This window comes from Nitrospirillum bahiense (genome assembly GCF_007828025.1).
GTDB classification, from domain to species: Bacteria; Pseudomonadota; Alphaproteobacteria; order Azospirillales; family Azospirillaceae; genus Nitrospirillum; species Nitrospirillum amazonense.
On the sequence record NZ_VITO01000012.1, the window covers coordinates 108,715 to 129,225 of the forward strand.

The 20,511-nt window shown below is 67.4% G+C and carries 18 protein-coding genes; 15 read left to right on the forward strand and 3 right to left on the reverse strand.

Annotation, left to right across the window (positions count from 1 at the left end):
- Nucleotides 1-164 precede the first annotated feature (164 nt).
- Nucleotides 165-1,286 (reverse strand): iron-sulfur cluster carrier protein ApbC, encoded by a 1,122-nt coding sequence (gene apbC / locus FBZ88_RS17985; protein WP_145618662.1) that lies wholly within the window; start codon nt 1,284-1,286, stop codon nt 165-167.
- A 241-nt stretch (nt 1,287-1,527) separates the two neighbouring features.
- Between apbC and hflK the strand changes: the two genes are divergently transcribed.
- The 4 genes from hflK to FBZ88_RS18005 all read left to right on the forward strand — a co-directional run bounded on the left by hflK (nt 1,528) and on the right by FBZ88_RS18005 (nt 5,730).
- The gene (gene hflK, locus FBZ88_RS17990; protein ID WP_246138725.1) at nt 1,528-2,865 is read left to right on the forward strand and encodes an FtsH protease activity modulator HflK; all 1,338 of its coding nucleotides are present in this window, start codon (nt 1,528-1,530) and stop codon (nt 2,863-2,865) included.
- Between the two features lie 14 nt (nt 2,866-2,879).
- Nucleotides 2,880-3,758 (forward strand): protease modulator HflC, encoded by an 879-nt coding sequence (gene hflC / locus FBZ88_RS17995; protein WP_145618571.1) that lies wholly within the window; start codon nt 2,880-2,882, stop codon nt 3,756-3,758.
- A 39-nt stretch (nt 3,759-3,797) separates the two neighbouring features.
- The gene (locus FBZ88_RS18000) at nt 3,798-3,983 is read left to right on the forward strand and encodes a DUF2065 domain-containing protein (RefSeq protein ID WP_145618572.1); all 186 of its coding nucleotides are present in this window, start codon (nt 3,798-3,800) and stop codon (nt 3,981-3,983) included.
- A 190-nt stretch (nt 3,984-4,173) separates the two neighbouring features.
- Nucleotides 4,174-5,730: a DegQ family serine endoprotease gene (locus FBZ88_RS18005; RefSeq protein WP_145618573.1), complete on the forward strand. Its 1,557-nt coding sequence runs from the start codon at nt 4,174-4,176 to the stop codon at nt 5,728-5,730.
- 6 nt (nt 5,731-5,736) lie between these two features.
- Here FBZ88_RS18005 and FBZ88_RS18010 read toward each other — a convergent pair whose 3' ends face one another.
- Complete coding sequence (locus FBZ88_RS18010; RefSeq protein ID WP_145618574.1) at nt 5,737-6,339, reverse strand: TetR/AcrR family transcriptional regulator; 603 nt, start codon at nt 6,337-6,339, stop codon at nt 5,737-5,739.
- 74 nt (nt 6,340-6,413) lie between these two features.
- Here FBZ88_RS18010 and FBZ88_RS18015 point away from each other — a divergent pair, with 74 nt between their 5' ends.
- Complete coding sequence (locus FBZ88_RS18015; protein ID WP_145618575.1) at nt 6,414-6,767, forward strand: darcynin family protein; 354 nt, start codon at nt 6,414-6,416, stop codon at nt 6,765-6,767.
- A gap of 22 nt (nt 6,768-6,789) precedes the next feature.
- On the opposite strand, the gene serB is transcribed toward FBZ88_RS18015, so the two are convergent.
- The gene (gene serB / locus FBZ88_RS18020) at nt 6,790-7,710 is read right to left on the reverse strand and encodes a phosphoserine phosphatase SerB (RefSeq protein WP_145618576.1); all 921 of its coding nucleotides are present in this window, start codon (nt 7,708-7,710) and stop codon (nt 6,790-6,792) included.
- Nucleotides 7,711-7,860: 150 nt separating this feature from the next.
- Between serB and miaA the strand changes: the two genes are divergently transcribed.
- The 10 genes from miaA (at nt 7,861) to rodA (ending at nt 20,390) form a co-directional block, all read left to right on the forward strand.
- Nucleotides 7,861-8,799 carry a tRNA (adenosine(37)-N6)-dimethylallyltransferase MiaA gene (gene miaA / locus FBZ88_RS18025; RefSeq protein WP_246138726.1) on the forward strand — a complete coding sequence of 313 codons (939 nt, stop codon included), beginning with the start codon at nt 7,861-7,863 and terminating at the stop codon, nt 8,797-8,799.
- A gap of 129 nt (nt 8,800-8,928) precedes the next feature.
- Nucleotides 8,929-10,704, forward strand: coding sequence for an acetolactate synthase 3 large subunit (locus FBZ88_RS18030; RefSeq protein WP_145618578.1), 1,776 nt, complete (start codon nt 8,929-8,931; stop codon nt 10,702-10,704).
- A 55-nt stretch (nt 10,705-10,759) separates the two neighbouring features.
- Nucleotides 10,760-11,290 carry an acetolactate synthase small subunit gene (gene ilvN, locus FBZ88_RS18035; RefSeq protein ID WP_050898675.1) on the forward strand — a complete coding sequence of 177 codons (531 nt, stop codon included), beginning with the start codon at nt 10,760-10,762 and terminating at the stop codon, nt 11,288-11,290.
- 104 nt (nt 11,291-11,394) lie between these two features.
- Nucleotides 11,395-12,414 carry a ketol-acid reductoisomerase gene (gene ilvC, locus FBZ88_RS18040; protein WP_145613259.1) on the forward strand — a complete coding sequence of 340 codons (1,020 nt, stop codon included), beginning with the start codon at nt 11,395-11,397 and terminating at the stop codon, nt 12,412-12,414.
- A gap of 290 nt (nt 12,415-12,704) precedes the next feature.
- Complete coding sequence (locus tag FBZ88_RS18045; RefSeq protein WP_145613258.1) at nt 12,705-14,261, forward strand: 2-isopropylmalate synthase; 1,557 nt, start codon at nt 12,705-12,707, stop codon at nt 14,259-14,261.
- 337 nt (nt 14,262-14,598) lie between these two features.
- Complete coding sequence (locus FBZ88_RS18050; RefSeq protein WP_040849683.1) at nt 14,599-15,627, forward strand: rod shape-determining protein; 1,029 nt, start codon at nt 14,599-14,601, stop codon at nt 15,625-15,627.
- 115 nt (nt 15,628-15,742) lie between these two features.
- Nucleotides 15,743-16,621 carry a rod shape-determining protein MreC gene (gene mreC, locus FBZ88_RS18055; RefSeq protein ID WP_145618579.1) on the forward strand — a complete coding sequence of 293 codons (879 nt, stop codon included), beginning with the start codon at nt 15,743-15,745 and terminating at the stop codon, nt 16,619-16,621.
- Between the two features lie 7 nt (nt 16,622-16,628).
- A complete protein-coding gene (gene mreD / locus FBZ88_RS18060) occupies nt 16,629-17,138 on the forward strand; it encodes a rod shape-determining protein MreD (RefSeq protein ID WP_145618580.1) in 510 nt (169 codons plus the stop codon).
- A 148-nt stretch (nt 17,139-17,286) separates the two neighbouring features.
- On the forward strand, nt 17,287-19,239 hold the full coding sequence (mrdA, locus tag FBZ88_RS18065; RefSeq protein WP_246138728.1) for a penicillin-binding protein 2: 1,953 nt from the start codon (nt 17,287-17,289) through the stop codon (nt 19,237-19,239).
- Nucleotides 19,236-20,390, forward strand: coding sequence for a rod shape-determining protein RodA (rodA, locus tag FBZ88_RS18070; protein WP_145613255.1), 1,155 nt, complete (start codon nt 19,236-19,238; stop codon nt 20,388-20,390). Before mrdA ends, rodA begins: the two co-directional genes overlap by 4 nt.
- Nucleotides 20,391-20,511: the final 121 nt, after the last annotated feature.

Below are 20,511 nucleotides of genomic sequence, written 5' to 3' on the forward strand. Positions count from 1 at the left end.
GGCTTCGCAAAACGGAACTTTATGTATCATGCGGACGTGACATTGGAAAGGAAAAAACAGCAGGCACAGAAATGACGCAACAGAACGTCGTTTTCGCATTCCGTTCGCCCTGCGGCACCCGCGTCCCGCTGTTTTTCCAAGGGTTTACCTATGGGGTGATAGATTTATTCGATGACAAAGCGGGGGGCCGCCCTGCCACCGCCGGCCTTGATCTTCTCCGCCACGCGGGTGGCGATGGCGCGATAGGTCTGGGCGTGGACGCCGTCCGGCTGCTGGATGGTGATGGGCGTGCCGGCGTCACTGGTCTCGCGGATGGCGATGTCCAGCGGCACCTCGCCCAGGAAATCGATGCCCAGCTTGTCCGCTTCGGCCCTGGCACCGCCGTGGCTGAAGATGTCGCTGCGGTGGCCGCAGTTGGGGCAGCAGAAATAGCTCATGTTCTCGATGATGCCGAGGACGGGCACGTCAACGCGGCGGAACATGTTCAGGCCCTTGCGCGCGTCCAGCAGGGCGATGTCCTGCGGGGTGGAGACGATGACCGCGCCGGCCAGCGGCACGCTTTGCGCCATGGTCAGCTGGGCGTCGCCCGTGCCCGGCGGCATATCGACCACCAGCACGTCCAGCTCACCCCAGTTCACGTCGCGCAACATCTGGGTCAGGGCGCTCATCACCATGGGGCCGCGCCAGATCATGGGCGTGTCCTCGGCCACCAGGAAGCCCATGGACATGACCTTGATGCCGTAGTTGACCAGCGGGTCCAGGCGCTTGCCGTCGGCGCTGTCCGGCTTGCCGCTGAGGCCCATCATGCGGGGCATGGAGGGGCCGTAGATGTCGGCGTCCAGCAGGCCCACCTTCAGGCCGTTGGCGGCCATGGCCAGCGCCAGGTTGGTGGATGTCGTAGACTTGCCCACGCCGCCTTTGCCCGAGGCGACGGCGATGATGGCGGCCACGCCGGGAACGCCGGCCTTGGCGGGCTTGCCCGCGCCGGGCGCGCCGGTGCCCGGGGCGCCGCCGCCGGAAACGGCCTTGGGTGCGGGGCGGTGGGCGGTCAGCACCGCCGTCACCGACAGCACGCCGGGCAGGCGGTCCACCGCCTTCTCCGCCGCCTGGCGCAGCGGCTCCAGCGCGGCGCCCCGTGCCGGGTCGACCTCCAGGGTGAAGTGGACATGGCCGTCCTTCACCGCGACGCCGGAAACCATCTTGAGGCTGACGATGTCAGACCCGCGATCGGGGTCCGCCACCTGCCGGAGGGCCTCCAACACCTGGGACTCGGTAACCGCCATGATCAAACGCCTTCATCTTGTAAAGTGGGGGGCGGGGGGTCATATCGCCCGTGTCGGGCTTCCCTGCGAACGCCCGACTATATACGGTGCCGCCGAAATGGGGGGAAGCCCGGGGGAGAGATGGCCGCCATGGTGGCCGCGAGGCCGCCGGCGCCCTCTGTCTAGGGTGCCCTTCATATAGGGTATCGGTTTCCGAATAATCAGATCTTCCAAACAGATCTTGTGGGAAGCGGGAAAGGCGAACATGCCCTGGTCCAATCAAGGGTCGAACGGCGGCAACAACGGATCGGGGGATGGTCCCGGCAAAGGCCCCGACAAGGACAAACCCTCGGACAAGCCCGCCTCGGGCGGATCGCCGCCGCACAATCCCTGGGGCCAGAGCGAGGGCATCGCCAGCGGCTCATCGTCGTCCCAATCATCTGCCGGCAAATCACCCGCAGGTAAGCCCGGCTCCCGCCCCCAACCGGGGCTGGAGGACGCCGTGCGCCAGAGCGGTGAGCGCCTGCGCGTCCTGTTGGGCGGCGGCGGGCGGAACGGCAACGGCGGGGGCAATGGCGGGCGTTCGCGCCCCTCCGGCCCGTCCGGCAGCCCCTTCACCCTGAATGGCTGGGGTACCGGCCGCGTCATCGGCGTCGGTGTGGCGGCAGTGGCGGCCCTGTGGCTGGCCACGGGCGTCTACCGCGTGGCGGCGGATGAGCAGGGCGTGGTCCTGCGCTTCGGCAAGCCGGTGCGGGTGGAACAGCCGGGCCTGCGCTATCACCTGCCGGCCCCCATCGAGCAGGTGCTGCTGCCCCAGGTCACCCGCGTGAACCGCATCGAGATCGGCTACCGCAGCCAGGGCGACGGCCGGCGCAGCATCAGCGACCGCGACGTGGCCGACGAAAGCACCATGCTGACCGGCGACGAGAACATCGTCGACATCGACTTCGCCGTCTTCTGGGTCATCAAGGACCCGGCCAAGTTCCTGTTCAACATCCGGGAACCGGAAGAGACGGTGAAGAAGGTGGCGGAAAGCGCCATGCGCGAGATCATCGGCCGCACGGAGATCCAGCCGGCCCTGACCGACGCCCGCCAGCGCATCGAGAACGACAGCCGCCAGCTGCTGCAGACCATCCTGGACCAGTACCAGGCCGGTATCGAGATTACCCAGGTGCAGTTGCAGCGGGTGGAGCCGCCACCGGCGGTGGTGGAGGCGTTCAACGACGTGCAGCGCGCCCGCCAGGACCGTGAGCGCCTGCGCAACGAGGCGGAGACCTACCGCAACGACATCATCCCCCGCGCCCGGGGCGACGCGGAGCGCCTGAACCAGGAAGCGCAGGCCTACCGCGACCAGGTTGTGGACTTGGCCCAGGGCGACGCCAAGCGCTTCCAGCAGGTGCTGGAGGCCTACGCCCAGGCCCCTGATGCCGCCAGCCGGCGCCTGTACATCGAGACTATGGAGCAGATCCTGAAGGGTACCCACAAGATCCTGCTGGACGACAAGGCCGGCGGCGGCGCCGTGCCCTACCTGCCCCTGAACGACATGCTGAAGACGCCCACGCACCCTGCCACGCCGGCCGCCCCGGCCACGTCGGCCAAGTAAGGGAGGGCTGCATCATGGAAAAACGCTGGATCCTTCCCCTGGGCCTGCTGGTGCTGGCCGCCATCCTGCTGCAGGGCAGCTTCTTCACCCTCAATCAGACGCAGCAGGCCCTGGTGCTGCAGTTCGGCGAGCCCAAGCGCGTCATCCGCGAGCCCGGCTTGTGGGTCAAGATCCCCTTCGTGCAGAACGTGGTGATCTTGGACCGCCGGGTGCTGGACATCGACCCGCCGGTGGAGAGCGCCATCCTGGCCGACCAGAAGCGGCTGGAGGTGGACGCCTACGCCCGCTATCGCATCGCCGACCCGCTGATGTTCTTCCAGACCCTGGGCAATGAGCAGCAGGCCCGCCTGCGCCTGTCGGTCATCGTGAACTCGGCCATGCGCCGCGTCCTGGGCAACGTCAACCTGCCGGCCGTGCTGTCGCAGGAGCGTGAGAAGGTCATGGCCGACATCAAGGGCCAGGTGAACCAGGAGGCACAGCGCCTGGGCATCGAGATCGTGGACGTGCGCCTGCGCCGCGCCGACCTGCCGGAACAGACCAGCCAGGCGGTGTTCGCCCGCATGCGCTCGGAACGCGAGCGCGAGGCGGCGGAGGCCCGCGCCCAGGGCCAGGAACTGTCGCAGCAGATCAAGAGCCGCGCCGACCGCGACCGCACCGTGCTGCTGGCCGAGGCCCAGCGCCAAGCCCAGATCACCCGGGGCGAGGGCGACAACCAGGCGATTCGCATCATGAATGAGGCGATCAGCCGCAACCCCGAATTCTACAGCTTCTATCGCAGCCTTCAGGCCTACCGCGACACGCTGAAACCCGACGACACCACCCTGGTGCTGTCGCCCGGCGCCGACTTCTTCAAGTACTTGGGCGCGGGCGATCACCGGCGCGCGGATAAGTAAGGCGCGGGCCATGCGCCAGGGAGCGGGGAGCCTAAGGTTTTGAACGACTTGATGACTGGGGCGGCGCTGGCCTTGGTGCTGGAGGGCGTGTGCTACGCCCTGATGCCCGGGACCATGCGGCGGCTTGCGGCGCGCATGGCCGAGACATCGGCGGAGCGTCTGCGCTGGGCGGGGCTTGCGGGGGTCTGCATTGGTGTCGGGCTGGTGTGGCTGTTGCGCCGCTAAGGGGTCAAATCGGTGGCCACCCGCCCTATCCCCTTGCGATATCACAAGCCATCCCCCTTAACAGGCGCGACATGACCCCCCTATAGTGGGGCCCTGAAACGGGAACCCGAAAAGGGGCCCTAACAGGAATATGGAATATGACGGGCGGATGCCATTCTCGGGGCGTCCCCCTGCCAGGAGTGGCCCCACAGTGACGTCCCCCGCCTTCACAGCATCCTCGCCGACGGCTTCCTCTGCCAAGAAGGAAGGGCTCCGCCGGTTCCCGGCCCTGCGCCGGTCGCTGATGGTGCTGGGCGTCCTGCTGCTGCCCACGGCCTGTGGCGACCCCGCCCCCGCCCGGGCGGAACCGCCGCCCCACAGCTTCGCGCCCCTGGTGGAAAAGATGCTGCCGGCGGTGGTGAACATCTCCACCACCCAGACGATGAAGAACAAGAAGCAGGGCCAGCTGCCCATGCCGGAGTTCCCACCCGGCTCGCCTTTCGGCGACTTCTTCCGCGACTACCAGCAGCGGCAGAAGGAGAATGACCAGGGCGGCGGTGACGACAAGGGCGGCGCCACCTCGCTGGGCTCGGGCTTCATCATCGACGCGTCCGGCTATGTGGTGACCAACAACCACGTCATCGAGGGCGCCGACGAGATCACGGTGCGCCTGCAGGACGACACCCAGATGAAGGCGACGCTGGTGGGCACCGACAAGGCCACCGACATCGCCCTGCTGAAGGTTGAACCGTCGACCAAGCTGCCCGCCATGGTGTGGGGCAACAGCGACGCGCTGAAGGTGGGCGACTGGGTGGTGGCCATCGGCAACCCCTTCGGCCTGGGCGGCACGGTGACCGCTGGCATCATCTCCGCCCGCGGCCGCGACATCGGCGCCGGCAAGTACGACGACTTCCTGCAGACAGACGCCTCCATCAACCTGGGCAATTCCGGCGGCCCGCTGATCAACCTCAACGGCGAGGTCATCGGCATGAACACCGCCATCTTCTCCCCGGGGTCCAACGAGGGGGAGGCCGGCTCGGTCGGCATCGGCTTCGCCATTCCGGCGGTGGTGATCAAGAACGTGGTGCAGCAGCTGCGCGAGACCGGCAAGGTGCGGCGCGGCTGGCTGGGCGTGCAGATCCAGGACGTGACGCCCGACATCGCCGACACCCTGAACCTGAAGCAGCAGCGTGGCGCCCTGGTGGCCGTGGTCAGCCCCGGCGGGCCGGGCGAGCAGGCCGGCCTGAAACAGGGCGACGTCATCATCAGCATCGACGGCAAGGACGTCACCAACGGCCGCATGCTGCCCCGCATCGTGGCGGAGGAGCCGGTGGGCCACAAGGCGGCCCTGGTGGTGCTGCGCAAGGGCGGCAAGACCAACGTGACCGTGTCTCTGGGCGAGCTGAAGGAGGATACCGAGGGCGGGGCCGCGACCGCGGCCACCGGCAACGGGCCGGCCGAGGCCGAGGGCACCATCGACAGCGTGGGCCTGACCCTGGACGCGCTCAGCCCCAAGGTCCGGCAGAAGTTCAGCGTGCGCGACGATGCCCAGGGCGTGGCCGTGGTGCGCGTCGCCCCCAACAGCCCGGCCGCCAAGCGCGAGATCAAGGCCGGCGACCTGATCGTCGAGGTCGGCCAGGAGGAGGTCAGCACCCCCAATGACGTCGCCACCCGCGTGGCCAAGGCCAAGGACAACGGCCAGAAGGCGGTGCTGCTGCTGGTGGAACGCGCCGGCGACCTGCTGTTCGTGGCCCTGCCGCTGGAATAAGTCTTCCTAGGCCAGCCCCAGATATCCAAGCACGGCGCGCCCGATCCGCTTTTGCAGGTCGGGCGCGTTTGTTTCGCCCCGCTCGCCGGCGCTGTCGGTCATGGCGCGCACCATGGCGAAGATGTCCGCCTGGGCCGTTTCCGGCGCCAGGCCGGCGGGCAGGGGCGTGCGCGCCAGCACCTGGGCCAGCAAGGCCTGTAGCTCTGTCACCCGGTCATGCTGCGCCGGCCCCAGGGGCAGGCGGGTCTCCTGCGCGTCCAGCAGCCGGGCCAGGGCGGGACGGCGCATCTGGTGGGCCACGGCCGCTGCGATCATCCCAGACAGGGCGTCGCGGGGATCGGGCAGGACCGCCGCCGCCGCGACATCCGTCCGCAGCATTTCCCCGTCCCGCTCGATGAGGGCGGCGGTCAGGGCGTCCTTGCCCGGGAAATACTGGTAGAGCGAGCCGACGCTGACGCCCGCCCGCTCCGCCACCGCGTTGGTGTTGAACCCCTCCAGCCCCCGCGTCTCCAGAATGCGAGCAGCGGCCTCCAGGATGATGCGCACCGTCTCCGCCGCGCGGGCCTGGGTGGGGGATTTCCGGGGTTTCAGGTCGGGTGTCTTGCTCATGGGGATGCGAGTAGGGGCGGGGGACGTCTCCCCGCATACTGACGCCATCGCAACCTATTGCAAAGGCGAACAAAATGACCACTCAGCCCCCTGAAGCCTTCCAGCCCGTCCTCACCGTATTCATGCTGGTGAAGAGTCTGCCCGAATGGCTGGCCATACCGGGCGACCAGCGGCACGAGGCGCTGGCCCGCCATGTCGAGCCGGTGCTGGCCCGCTACCAGGATGAGGTGCGCGTCCGCTTCTATGATGTCGAGTTCTATTCCGCCAATGTCACCGACGTCTGGATTTGGGAGGCCCGCAGCCACCAGGCCTATCAGCGGCTGGTAGAGGATTTGCGCGACACCCCGTTCTGGGATCGCTACTTCCAGATCGTCGATATCCTGCCAGGTGTGGCCAACACCTATGGCGCCAAGCCGCTGGCGGCGTGAAAGCAGGTTTGAGATCGTGGCGTCAGCCGGCCACGATCTCGCTTTCCCGATAACCTTGGGCGTAGAGCAGGGCCGTCAGGTCGCCGTGGTCCACCTTGGCCCGCGCGGCCGCCGCCACCGCCGGCTTGGCGTGGAAGGCGATGCCCAGGCCGGCGGCCAGCAGCATGGGCAGGTCGTTGGCGCCGTCACCCACGGTGACGGCGGCGGTCAAGGCCACGCGCCGCTGGGCGCAGATGCGGGTCAGGGCCGCGGCCTTGGAATCCTTGTCCAGGATGGGTTCCACCGGCTGGCCGGTCAGCTTGCCCTCCTGGATCACCAGATCGTTGGCCTGGTCCTCGTCAAAGCCCAGGATGCCGCGCACATACGCGGTAAACGGCTTGAAGCCGCCGGACACCAGGGCGCAATAGGCGCCGTGCTTGCGCATGGTGGCGACCAGGGACTTGGCCCCCGGCATCAGGGTGACGATGCCCTTCAGTTCCTCGATCACCGCCGCATCCATGCCGGCCAGCAGGGCCACGCGCTCACGCAACGCGCCCTTGAAGTCGATCTCGCCGTTCATGGCGCGGCGGGTGATCTCGGCGATGGTGTCGCGCCGGCCGATCAGGGCGCCCAGCTCGTCCAGCATCTCCTGGTGGATGATGGTCGATTCCATATCGGCCACCAGCACGGCCTTGCGCCGGCCGGCCGACTCCTGCGTGACGGCGTCCACCGGCTGGCCCAGCAGGGCCTGGGCGCAGGCCGCCTGGGCCTGGTCGGGATGCAGGCCGGCGAAGGCGATGTCGCAGGCGCGGCCCGGGGCCAGCCAATCGGGTGTGCTGGTTTCCGCCCCCAGCGCCTGCAGGGCGGCGCGCGCCGCCCGGACCATGCTATCGTCCAGCGTCGCCGCCGCGGCCTCCGCCTCTGTCAGGGGGGCGCCGGCGATCAGGGTCACCACATGGGTCATGGCATGTCCGAAGGGTTTGAGGGGGCTTCCGCCGGTCTTGATACGGGGGGCGGGGCCGACAGGCAAGACGCAGTGGGGCATCCGGCCCCTGCGATCAGTGCTGTTGCGGGCCCGGATCTTGTAACAAATGAACCCAAGCCCGCCCCCAAGGTGGTGATCGTCATCGGTGGCCCCACCGCCTCGGGCAAGTCGCGCCTGGCCCTGGACCTGGCGGTGCGCCTGGGCGGCACCGTCATCAACGCCGACAGCATGCAGGTGTACCGGGGCCTGGCCCTGCTGACCGCCCAGCCCGGCCCGGACGACCTGGCCCAGGCGCCCCACCGCCTCTATGGCGCCGTGCCGCCGTCGCTGCGCATGTCGGCGGCGGCTTGGCGCGACCTGGCGCTGGCGGAGGTGCGGGCGGCCGAGCGGCCCATCCTGGTGGGCGGCACCGGCCTCTACCTGCGCACCCTCATGAGCGGCATCGCCGACATCCCCGCCATCGACGACGCGGTACGGGATCAAGCCAAGGCCCTGCATGCGGAACTGGGCGGCCCCGCCTTTCACCAGGATCTGGCGGCCAGGGATCCGGAGGGGGCGGCGAGGCTGTCCCCCGGCGACACCCAGCGTCTGGTGCGGGCGTGGGAGGTGGTGGTGGGCACGGGCCGCACCCTGGGGGACTGGCAGCGCGCGGCCGAGTCTACGGCGCCGGCCGACCTGGCCTTCCACACCATCGTGGTCGATACGCCGCGTGACCGCCTCTACGCCAATGGCGATGCGCGCTTCCTGGCCATGATGGAGCAGGGGGCGCTGGATGAGGTGCGGGCCTTGCTGGATCTGGGCCTCGACCCCGACCTGCCGGCCATGAAGGCGCTGGGTGTGCCGGAACTGGCGGCCCACCTTTCCGGTGCGCTGTCGTTGGAAGAGGCGGTGGCCTTGGCGCAGCGCCACACGCGCAATTACGCGAAGCGACAGACCACCTGGTTCCGTCACCAAATGGCGGAAGCCCGCCGGGTTGATCCCGGTTTCAGTCAGACGCATACCGGTTATGAGAAATTAATCGAAAGTCTGTTGAGTGAAATCTTTGCGATAATTCGCAAAACCGGTTGACCCTGGGTACAGTTCCGTCTACGGTCCCGATCCGCCCGGCTTTCGCGTTTGCGAAGGGGGCTGGGGTATTCCCGAGCGGGTCCGGTGAGCGGGCCTGACGGGGTGACTGGAAACCAGGATTTTTGGGAAATGAGTGCTGCCACGAACGAGACCAGTCTGACCGGTGCCGACATCGTCCTGAAGGCGTTGCGGGACCAGGGCGTAGAGGTCATTTTCGGTTATCCGGGCGGTGCCGTACTTCCCATCTACGACGCGCTTTTCCAGCAGAACGACATCCGCCACATCCTGGTCCGCCATGAACAGGCGGCCTTGCATGCGGCCGAGGGCTATGCCCGGTCCACGGGCAAGGTCGGTGTCGTGCTGGTCACTAGCGGTCCTGGCGCCACCAACGCCGTCACCGGCTTGACCGACGCGCTGATGGACAGCATTCCCATCGTCTGCCTGTCGGGCCAGGTCGCCACGCACCTGATCGGCAACGACGCCTTCCAGGAATGCGACACCACGGGCATCACCCGTCCCTGCACCAAGCACAACTACCTGGTGAAGGACGTCAACAACTTGGCGCGCACGCTGCACGAGGCCTTCTACGTGGCCAAGAACGGCCGCCCGGGTCCCGTCGTCATCGACATCCCCAAGGATGTGCAGTTCGCGGAGGGGACCTACCGCTCCCCGGCCGATAGCATGCCCAAGAGCTACCGCCCGCAGGTGAAGCCGGACCTGAACCGGGTGGAAGAGGCCATCGACCTGCTGGCCAAGGCCAAGCGGCCCATCTTCTACGTCGGCGGCGGCGTCATCAATGCCGGCCCCGTGGCCAGCCAGCTGCTGACGCAGTTCGTCCGCATGGCGGGCTATCCCTGCACCACCACCCTGATGGGCCTGGGCGCCTATCCCGCGTCCGACCGGCAGTGGCTGGGCATGCTGGGCATGCACGGCACGTACGAGGCGAACCTCGCCATGCACGGCTGCGACGTCATGGTCTGCATCGGTGCCCGCTTCGACGACCGCGTCACCGGCAAGGTTTCGGAATTCTCGCCCAACTCGGTGAAGATCCACGTCGATATCGACCCGTCCAGCATCAACAAGAATGTGCGCGTGGACGTGCCCATCGTCGGCGACGCCGCCCATGTGCTGGAGGACATGATCCGCATCTGGAAGGCGCGCGGCAAGCAGGCGGACAAGGCGGCGCTGGCCGAATGGTGGGAGCAGATCGAGTTCTGGCGGGCGCGCGACTGCCTGCGCTACGATAAGACTCCTAAGATCATCAAGCCGCAGTACGCGCTGGAACGCCTGCGCGCCGCCATCTCCGGCCGGGACGATGTCTACATCACGACCGAGGTGGGCCAGCACCAGATGTGGGCGGCGCAGTTCCTGCCCTTCGACAAGCCCAACCACTGGATGACCTCCGGCGGCCTCGGCACCATGGGCTATGGCCTGCCGGCCGCCATCGGCGCCCAGGTGGCGCACCCCGACGCCCTGTGCATCGACGTGGCGGGCGAGGCCAGCATCCTGATGAACATCCAGGAGATGGCGACCGCCCTGCAGTATCGCCTGCCGGTCAAGGTTTTCATCCTGAACAACCAGTACATGGGCATGGTCCGCCAGTGGCAGGAACTGCTGCACGGCGGCCGCTACTCGGAAAGCTATTCCGAGGCGTTGCCCGACTTCGTGAAGCTGGCCGACGCCTTCGGCGGCGTGGGCCTGCGGGCGACCGAGGTCAGCCAGGTGGACGACGTCATCGCCGAGATGATCAAGGTGAAGCGCCCGGTCATCGTCGACATGTGCGTGGACCAGAAGGAAAACTGCTTCCCCATGATCCCCGGCGGCCGCGCCCACAACGAAATGCTGCTGGGCCCGGACGAGAAGGTGGAGAACGCGACGCCGGAGGACGGCATGGTGCTGGTATGAGCGCCGTCCCTCCCTTCGCCGCCACGTCCAACACCTTGCCTGACCGGAGCCCATCTTGACCGCCCGTCCTTCGCCCTTCGCCAGCACCGCCATCGAGCGCCACACCATCTCCATCCTGGTGGATAACGAGCCGGGCGTGCTGGCCCGCGTCATCGGCCTGTTCTCGGGCCGTGGCTACAATATCGAAAGCCTGACGGTGGCGGAGGTTGACCGCGACGCCACCCTGTCGCGCGTCACCATCGTCACCAGCGGCACGCCCATGATCATCGAACAGATCAAGGCGCAGCTGGGCCGCCTGGTGCCGGTGCACCGGGTGCACGACCTGACCCTGGAAGGCCCCTTCGTCGAGCGCGAGACGGCGCTGGTCAAGGTGGCCGGCACGGGCGAGAAGCGGGTGGAGGCCCTGCGCCTGGCCGACGTGTTCAAGGCGCGGGTGGTGGACGCCACCATCACCAGCTTCGTCTTCGAGATCACGGGGCAGGGTGAGGAGCTGGACCGCTTCATCGGCCTGATGGCCGAACTGGGCCTGGTGGGCGTGTCGCGCACCGGCGTGGTGGCCATGTCCCGCGGCCCCGGCGGCATCTGACCGGTTTTTTCCAAACCGCTTTTCCCGGGTGACCGGGACGGCGACAATCCATGAGAGCGCGCCCCCAAGGGTTGGCGGGCGCAACCAACAAAAGGCTGAGACCCATGCGCGTTTATTATGATCGTGACGCCGACGTTAACCTGATCAAGGGCAAGAAGGTTGCCATCATCGGTTACGGCAGCCAGGGCCACGCCCACGCCCAGAACCTGCGCGACAGCGGGGTGAAGGAGATCGTGGTGGCGCTGCGCGCCGGTTCGGCTACGACCAAGAAGGCCGAAGGCGCCGGCTTCAAGGTGGTCACCCCGGCCGAGGCCGCCGCCTGGGCCGATGTCGTCATGATCCTGACCCCGGACGAGCTGCAGGCCGACCTGTACCGTGACGAGTTGGCCGCCAACCTGCGCCAGGGTGCCGCCATCGCCTTCGGCCATGGCCTGAACGTGCACTTTCGCCTGATCGAGCCGCGGCCGGACCTGGATGTGTTCATGATCGCGCCGAAGGGCCCCGGCCACACCGTGCGCGGCGAATACCAGAAGGGCGGCGGCGTCCCCTGCCTGGTGGCCGTGCACCAGAACGCCTCGGGCAACGCCCTGGAAGTGGCGCTGTCCTACGCTTCCGCCGTGGGCGGCGGCCGCTCGGGCATCATCGAGACCACCTTCAAGGAAGAGTGCGAGACCGACCTGTTCGGTGAGCAGGCCGTGCTGTGCGGCGGCCTGACCAAGCTGATCCAGGCCGGCTTCGAGACCCTGGTCGAGGCGGGTTACGCCCCGGAGATGGCCTACTTCGAGTGCCTGCACGAGGTGAAGCTGATCGTGGACCTGATCTACGAGGGCGGCATCGCCAACATGCGCTACTCCATCTCCAACACGGCCGAGTATGGCGACTACGTCACCGGTCCGCGCATCGTCACCAGTGAGACCAAGGCCGAGATGAAGCGCGTGCTGGACGACATTCAGTCCGGCCGCTTCACCCGCGACTGGATGCTGGAGAACAAGGCCGGCCTGCCCAGCTTCAAGGCCACCCGCCGCCGTGAGGCCGAGCACCCGATCGAGGAAGTGGGCGGCAAGCTGCGCGCCATGATGCCCTGGATCGCCAGCAACAAGCTGGTGGACAAGAGCCGCAACTAAGCGGGTCTTACCACCCGGTAGCCAAGCGGCCGGATGGCCGCGCCTGGCGACCGAGGGGACCTTCCAGAAGATTAAGCCGGTGCCTGCGGGGTGCCGGCTTTTTCATTTCGCTGGTGCAGCATATTTTGCGCATTCGTTTCCGCAGGATCTGTCCTGCGGCAACAAAACGCCTGTCCGCCGTTGCCACCGGCCGGATTGCGGCGTAGATCAGACGAATCCGGCTTGGCTTGTTGTCAGTCCCCCTATCCGTCCCGTCCGCACCCGGCGGCGGCAGCGCAGGATTTTTCGCCATGACCCACCCGTCTTCCGACCGCGTCATCATCTTCGACACCACCTTGCGCGACGGTGAGCAGTCACCCGGCGCCTCCATGAACCTGGAAGAGAAGATCCGCATCGCCCAGACGCTGGAGGAAATGGGGGTGGACGTGATCGAGGCGGGCTTCCCCGCCGCCTCCAATGGTGACTTCGAGGCGGTGCGGGAGGTGGGCCGGGTGGTGCGCAACGCCACCATCGCCGGCTTGGCCCGCGCCCATCGCAACGATATCGAGCGTGCGGCCGAAGCGCTGAAGGGGGCGGCGCGCCAGCGCATCCACACCTTCATCTCCACCAGCCCGCTACACATGAAGTACAAGCTGCAGATGGAGCCGGACGCCGTGGTCCAGGCCATCTGGGACAGCGTGACCCTGGCCCGCAACCATGTCGAGGACGTCGAGTGGTCGGCCGAGGACGGCTCCCGAACCGAGCTGGACTTCCTCTGCCGCTGCGTGGAAACCGCCATCAAGGCCGGTGCCACCACCATCAACATCCCGGACACCGTGGGCTATGCCGTGCCGGAGGAGTACGGCGCGCTGATCCGCGCCGTGCGGGAAAAGACGCCCAACAGCGACCAGGCCATCTTCTCCGTCCACTGCCACAACGACCTGGGCCTGGCCGTGGCCAACTCCCTGGCGGGTGTCGCCGGCGGTGCGCGGCAGGTGGAATGCACCATCAATGGCCTGGGGGAACGCGCGGGCAACGCCGCCCTGGAAGAGATCGTGATGGCGCTGCGCACCCGCGCCGACTATCTGCCGTACAAGACCGGCATCAAGACCGAGGCCATCACCCGCGCCTCGCGCCTGGTGTCCACCATAACCGGTTTCGTGGTGCAGCCCAACAAGGCCATCGTCGGCGCCAACGCCTTCGCCCATGAGTCCGGCATCCACCAGGACGGCATGCTGAAGCACGCCGGCACCTATGAGATCATGACCCCGGAATCGGTAGGCCTGAACCGCTCCACCCTGGTGATGGGCAAGCACTCCGGCCGCGCCGCCTTCCGCGCCAAGCTGAAGGAGCTGGGCTACGAGGACATGGGCGACAACGCCGTGAACGAGGCGTTCCGCCGCTTCAAGGATTTGGCCGACCGCAAGAAGGATGTGTTCGACGAGGACATCATCGCCCTGATCGATGACGAGGTGGGCCGCCAGCACGACCACATCCAGTTCGTCTCGCTGCAGGTGGTGGCGGGGTCGCGCGGGCCGCAGCACGCGGTGCTGGAGGTGACGGTGGGGGGCGAGGCCGTGCCCCCGGTGGTCAGCTTCGGCAACGGCCCGGTGGACGCCGTGTTCAACGCCATCAAGCAGGTGTTCCCGCACGAGGCCCGGCTGCAACTTTACCAGGTGCACGCCGTGACGGCCGGCACCGACGCCCAGGCCGAGGTGACCGTGCGCCTGGAAGAGGGCGGCAAGACGGTGAACGGCCAGGGGGCGGACGCCGATACCCTGGTCTCCTCCTGCCGCGCCTACCTGCACGCTTTGAACAAGCTGCTGGTCAAGCGGCAGAAGACGGCGCCGGCCGCGATCAGCGCCTGAGGAGATACATTTATTAACCGCTTAATCCCGAGTCCCGCGCGGGGCTGGGCGATGGGGCGGTGCAGGCGGCACGCTAGTGCGCCCGCAGGTTGCCGGGACGGGGCCGGTGAGCGGTGAAGGTGCCCGGGGGCACCGGAACCGCCCCCCGGGCGTCCCTTGGTCTGCAAGCATTCCGCGCCGCGGCGATAAAATCACGGGTGGGCTGTCATCAGGGCTTGAGCGACCTAGCGATTCTGTTCTATGCAACCCCTATGGCGGTGCGATGCTCGTTTCCCACGCGGAAACCGCGGTGCGCAGGGCCACCTTCCCGCAACCCACTAACCGATGTCCTACGAACTTGCTTGGCATTTTCTCCGCCGATATGGCGATCGACCTCGGCACGGCCAATACACTGGTCTACGTCAAGGGTCGCGGTATTGTCCTGAACGAACCGTCCGTGGTCGCGATTGCGAACGTCCGCGGCAAGAAGCAGGTCTTGGCCGTCGGTGACGAGGCCAAACTGATGCTGGGCCGTACGCCGGGCAACATTCAGGCCATCCGTCCGTTGCGCGATGGTGTCATCGCCGACTTCGAAGTTGCGGAAGAAATGATCAAGCATTTCATTCGCAAGGTGCACAACCGCCGCAGCTTCGCCAGTCCGCAGGTCATCATCTGCGTGCCGTCGGGCTCGACCGCCGTCGAGCGCCGGGCCATCCAGGAATCGGCCGAGGCCGCCGGCGCCCGCCGCGTCTTCCTGATCGAGGAGCCCATGGCCGCCGCCATCGGCGCCGGTCTTCCGGTGACCGAGCCGACGGGCAGCATGGTGGTAGACATCGGTGGCGGCACCACCGAGGTGGCCGTCCTGTCGCTGGGCGGCATCGTCTATTCCCGCTCGGTCCGCGTGGGCGGCGACAAGATGGATGAGGCCATCATCGGCTACATCCGCCGCAACCATAACCTTCTGGTGGGCGAAGGCTCGGCCGAGCGCATCAAGAAGGAAATCGGTTCCGCCTGCCCGCCCGAGGATGGCGAGGGCCGGGTGATGGAGATAAAGGGCCGTGACCTGATGAACGGGGTTCCCAAGGAACTCATCATCAGCGAGCGCCAGATCGCCGAAAGCCTGGCGGAGCCGGTAAGCCAGATCATCGAGGCCGTCAAGGTCGCGCTGGAACACACGGCCCCCGAACTGGCGGCCGACATCGTGGACAAGGGCATCGTGCTGACCGGTGGCGGCGCGCTGCTGTCCAACCTGGACTTCGTCCTGCGCCATGCCACGGGGCTGCCGGTGTCGATCGCCGACGATCCCCTGTCCTGCGTGGCGCTGGGCACGGGCCGGGCGCTGGAGGAGATGAAGACCCTGCGCAACGTGCTGATCAGCATGTATTGACCAAGGGCCTCCGGGCGCCCACATGGGCGCCTGGGACGTTTTTGTGGGACGGGGCCGGCATCGTATCCAAACCGGATGCATTGCCGGGCCCCCTGTAGCGGGACGGGGACTGCCTGTGAAGACGCGCAGCGGTGGCACCGCGCTCAGGATCGCAGCACCCATGCGGGCGCTGCTGCAGCGATTCTCATTTCTGCTGATGGTGCTGGCCGCCATCGGGCTGATGATGATGACGCGCGCCGACCCTGTGTTTATCGACGCCGCCCGCGCCCGTGTCACCGACGCCTTCGCCCCCATCCTGGGCTTCATCGCCCGCCCCGCCGGCGCCGTGGCCAGCGTGCTGGAGTCCGGCCACCAGCTGACGGCGCTCTATGCCGAAAACCAGCGCCTGCGCGAGGATAATGAGCGCCTGCGCCAGTGGCAGCAGACGGCCTTGCGGCTGGAGGCGGAGAACAACTCCCTGCGCGGCCTGCTGGCCTACAAGCCCGACCCCGCCGCTTCCTACATCACCGCCCGCGTCATCGCCGATCCCGGCGGGGCCTTCGTCCGCACCCTGGTGGTGATGGCGGGGCAGCGCGACGGCGTGCGCCGGGGCCAGGCCGCCATGGCCGGCCAGGGCGTCATCGGCCGCGTGGTGCAGGTGGGCGAATGGTCGTCGCGCATCCTGCTGGTCACCGACCTGAACGCTCGCATTCCCGTGGTGCTGGAAACCACCCGCCAGCGCGCCATGCTGTCGGGCGACAACTCCGACCAGCCGCGCCTGATGTACATCCCGCGCGGGGTGGAGCCGACGGTGGGTGAGCGGGTGTTCACCTCCGGCCACGGCGGCCTGTTCCCCGCCGGCCTGCCGGTGGGCATCGTCGCCGCCACCCATGATGGGGAGACGCGGGTGACCCCCATCGTCGACCTGTCGCGCATCGAATATGTGCAGCTGGTCGATTTCGGCATTCCCGGCGGACTGGCGGCTGAGGCGGCCCAGCCCGGCGCCATGCAGTAACGCCGCCATGGCGGTTGGCATTTGGCAGCGGCTGGACCAGGCCGGACGGAACTCGGTGCCCTTCAGCACCACGGTGGCGGCCATGCTGGTCGGGATGATGCCCTTGCAGTTGCCCGACTATTCCTTCGTGGCGCCGCCCCTCACCTTGATGGCCATCTACTACTGGGCGATCTACCGCCCCGACCTGCTGAAGCCTTATATGGCCTTCGGCATCGGGGTGCTGCAGGATCTTCTGGCCGGGTCGCCCCTGGGCATGAGCGCGCTGGTCTATGTGCTGGCCTACTGGCTGGTGCTGACCCAGCGGCGCTATTTCCTGGGGAACTCCTTCTGGTTCCTGTGGCTGGGCTTCGCCCTGGTGGCGGTGGGGGCGGGGGCCGTGCAGTGGTTGGCCTACAGCCTGATGACCGCGCACCTGGTGGCCCCGGGCAATGTGATCGCCCAGGCGCTGCTGGCCATCGTGCTGTTCCCGCTGCCGGCCTGGTGCTTCAGCAAGCTGCACCGCAGCCTGCTGAGCTGAATTGGCGGCCTTTGTATTTTTTAGGACGCGACCCATCATTTAGGTGAAAGGGCCGCCGGAAGTTTTAGAGCGGCGATGCCGCTCTTGAACTGAGGAAGCCAAGCCCGCGGAAGCGGGCGCCCGGCGTTTTAGGGAACGGTACCCACTTATGTTCAATGCGATCGATAGGGACGCCGAGCGCCAGCGCGTCATGAACCGCCGCACGCTGGTGCTGGGCGGGCTGAAGGCCGGTGCCTTGTCCGCCCTGGTGGCGCGCCTCTACTACCTGCAGATCCTGGAAGGCGACCACTACACCACGCTGGCCGAGGACAATCGCATCTCCCTGCGCCTGCTGGCGCCGTCGCGCGGCATCATCGTCGACCGCAGCGGCGTGCCCCTGGCGGTGAACGAGCAGAACTTCCGCGCCGTGCTGGTGTCCGAGCGCACCGACGACGTGGATGAGACGCTGGACAAGGTGGTCAAGCTGCTGCCGCTGACCGATGCGGACCGCCGCCGCATCCTGCGCGATGTCGACCGCCTGCGCTCCTTCGCGCCCGTGACCCTGCGTGAGAACCTGACCTGGGACCAGGTCTCGGCCATCGAGGTGAACCTGCCCGACCTGCCCGGCGTCTCCATCGAAGTAGGGCAGGTGCGCTCCTATCCCTTCGGGGAGCAGGCGGCCCACATCCTGGGCTATGTCGGCGTGGTGTCGGAGCAGGAACTGCAGAACGCCCGCGATCCGCTGCTGTCCCTGCCGGGCTTCCGCATCGGCAAGAGCGGCATCGAGCGCAAGCACGACCTGGCCCTGCGCGGCACCGCCGGCACCAGCCAGTTGGAGGTCAACGCCGTGGGCCGGGTGGTGCGCGAGCTGGCGCGCAACGATGGTCAGCCGGGCCACCAGGTGACGCTGACCATCGACGCCAAGCTGCAGTACTACGCCCAGCAGCGCCTGGCGGAGCATGAGAGTGCCGCCGCCGTGGTGCTGGACGTGCAGACTGGCGGCATCCTGGCGCTGGCCTCTCACCCCAGCTTCGACCCCAATCAGTTCGCCATGGGGATCCCGCAGGACCTCTATGACAGCCTGATCAAGAACGAGGCCTCGCCCCTGACCAACAAGGTGGTGGCCGGCCACTACGCCCCTGGCTCCACCTTCAAGCCCATGACGGCCCTGGCGGGCCTGGAGGCTGGGGTAGACCCCACCCACCGGGTCTTCTGCCCGGGGCACTACGATTTCGGCGGCCATACCTTCCACTGCTACAAGAAGGGCGGCCACGGCTCCGTCGATATGCACGACGCCATCCGCATGTCCTGCGACGTCTATTTCTACGACTTGGCGCGGCGCATCGGCGTTGACCGCATCGCCGACATGGCCCGCCGCTTCGGCCTGGGTGACCGCACCGACCTGGACCTGCCGGGTGAGAAGACGGGCATCATCCCCGACACCAAGTGGAAGCGCCGTACCTACAAGGAAAATTGGTACGATGGCGAAACGTTAAGCGTGGCCATTGGCCAGGGCTACGTCACCGCCACCCCCATCCAGCTGGCGGTGATGTGCGCCCGCCTGGCCAGCGGCGGCAAGGCGGTGAAGCCCCACCTGACCAAGGCGGTGGAGCAGGAATACACCGAGCAGACGGCCTGGCCCGACATCGGGGTGAAGCCGGAGTTCATCCAGCGCGTGCTGGCCGGCATGGCGGGCGTCACCTCGGCCGGCGGCACCGCCTACGCCGCCCGCATCACCCAGCCGGGGTTCGAGATGGGCGGCAAGTCGGGCACCGCCCAGGTCAAGCGCATCACCATGGCGGAGCGCAACGCCGGCCTGCTGAAGGCCGAGCGCCCCTGGAAGGACCGCGACAACGCCCTGTTCATCGCCTTTGCGCCGGTGCAGGCGCCGCGCTACGCCTGCGCCATCATCGTGGAGCACGGTGTGGGCGGCAGCTCGGTGGCCGCCCCCATCGCCCGCGACCTGCTGCTGGAAATCCAGCTGATGGAAGCGGCCCGGGCCCAGCAGGCCGATGCCGGTGCCGCCGCCCCCGCGGGCGATGGCGCGGCGGCCGCCACCCCGTCCACACCGACCCAAGTCACAGCCGCCCCCGTCATGCCGGGGGAAGGAACGCCGCGATGATCAATCTCGACATGGGTCTGGACCCCCAATCCAACATGAGCCTGGGGGAGAAGCTGGGCCAGATCAGCTGGAGCCTGGTGCTGCTGATCACGGCCGTGGCCTGCATCGGCTTCGCCATGCTCTATTCCGCCGCCAACGGCAACTTCGACCCCTGGGCCACGCGCCAGATCATGCGCTTTGCCGTGGGCCTGGTGCTGATGCTGGTGGTGGCGCTGATCGACATCCGCCTCTGGCTGAAGTTTTCCTACTTCCTCTACGGCATCGCCTTTTTCCTGCTGATCGTGGTCGAGGTCATGGGCCATGTCGGCATGGGCGCCCAGCGCTGGATCGACCTGGGCTTCATGCAGCTGCAGCCGTCCGAGTTGATGAAGGTGACGCTGGTGATGGCGCTGGCGCGCTATTTCCACGGCGCCTCGCTGGAGGACACCGGCCGCATCACCTTCCTGATCCCGGCCCTGGTCATGATCGTGGCTCCCGTCTGCCTGGTGTTGCTGCAACCCAACCTGGGCACCTCGCTCATGCTGCTGATGGTGTCGGGCGCCATCTTCTGGCTGGTGGGCGTACGGCTGTGGAAGTTCGCCCTGGTCATCGGCAGCGTCCTGGCCGCCATCCCGGTCATCTGGCATTTCATGCACGACTATCAGAAGAACCGGGTGAACACCTTCCTGAACCCCGAGAACGATCCCCTGGGGCATGGCTACCACATCATGCAGTCCAAGATCGCCCTGGGCTCCGGCGGCATGTTCGGCAAGGGCTTCCTCATGGGGTCGCAAAGCCACCTGAACTTCCTGCCGGAAAAGCAGACCGACTTCATCTTCACCATGCTGGCGGAGGAGATGGGCATGGTGGGCGCGCTGGTGTTCCTGGCGATGTATGCCCTGCTGCTGGTCTACGGCTACGTCATCGCCATGCGTTGCCGGCACCAGTACGGCCGCCTGGTGGCCATGGGGCTGACGGTGAACCTGTTCCTGTACATGTTCATCAACATCGCCATGGTCATGGGCCTGATCCCCGTGGTGGGCGTGCCCCTGCCGCTGATCTCCTATGGCGGATCGTCGGCCCTGACGGTCATGATCGGCTTCGGCCTGCTGCTGTGCGTCCATGTACATCGGGACGTGCGCATGTCCCGCCGCGGCATGAGTGATTTCTGACCATCCCGGCGGGGAGGGGCACGGCACCCGCTTGCCGTCCCCTTTGTTCCTGCAAGGGCGCCATGTCGATGCGCCGATGCATTTTTCTATCGACAAGCGCCGGCTATCGCCGTATGAAACC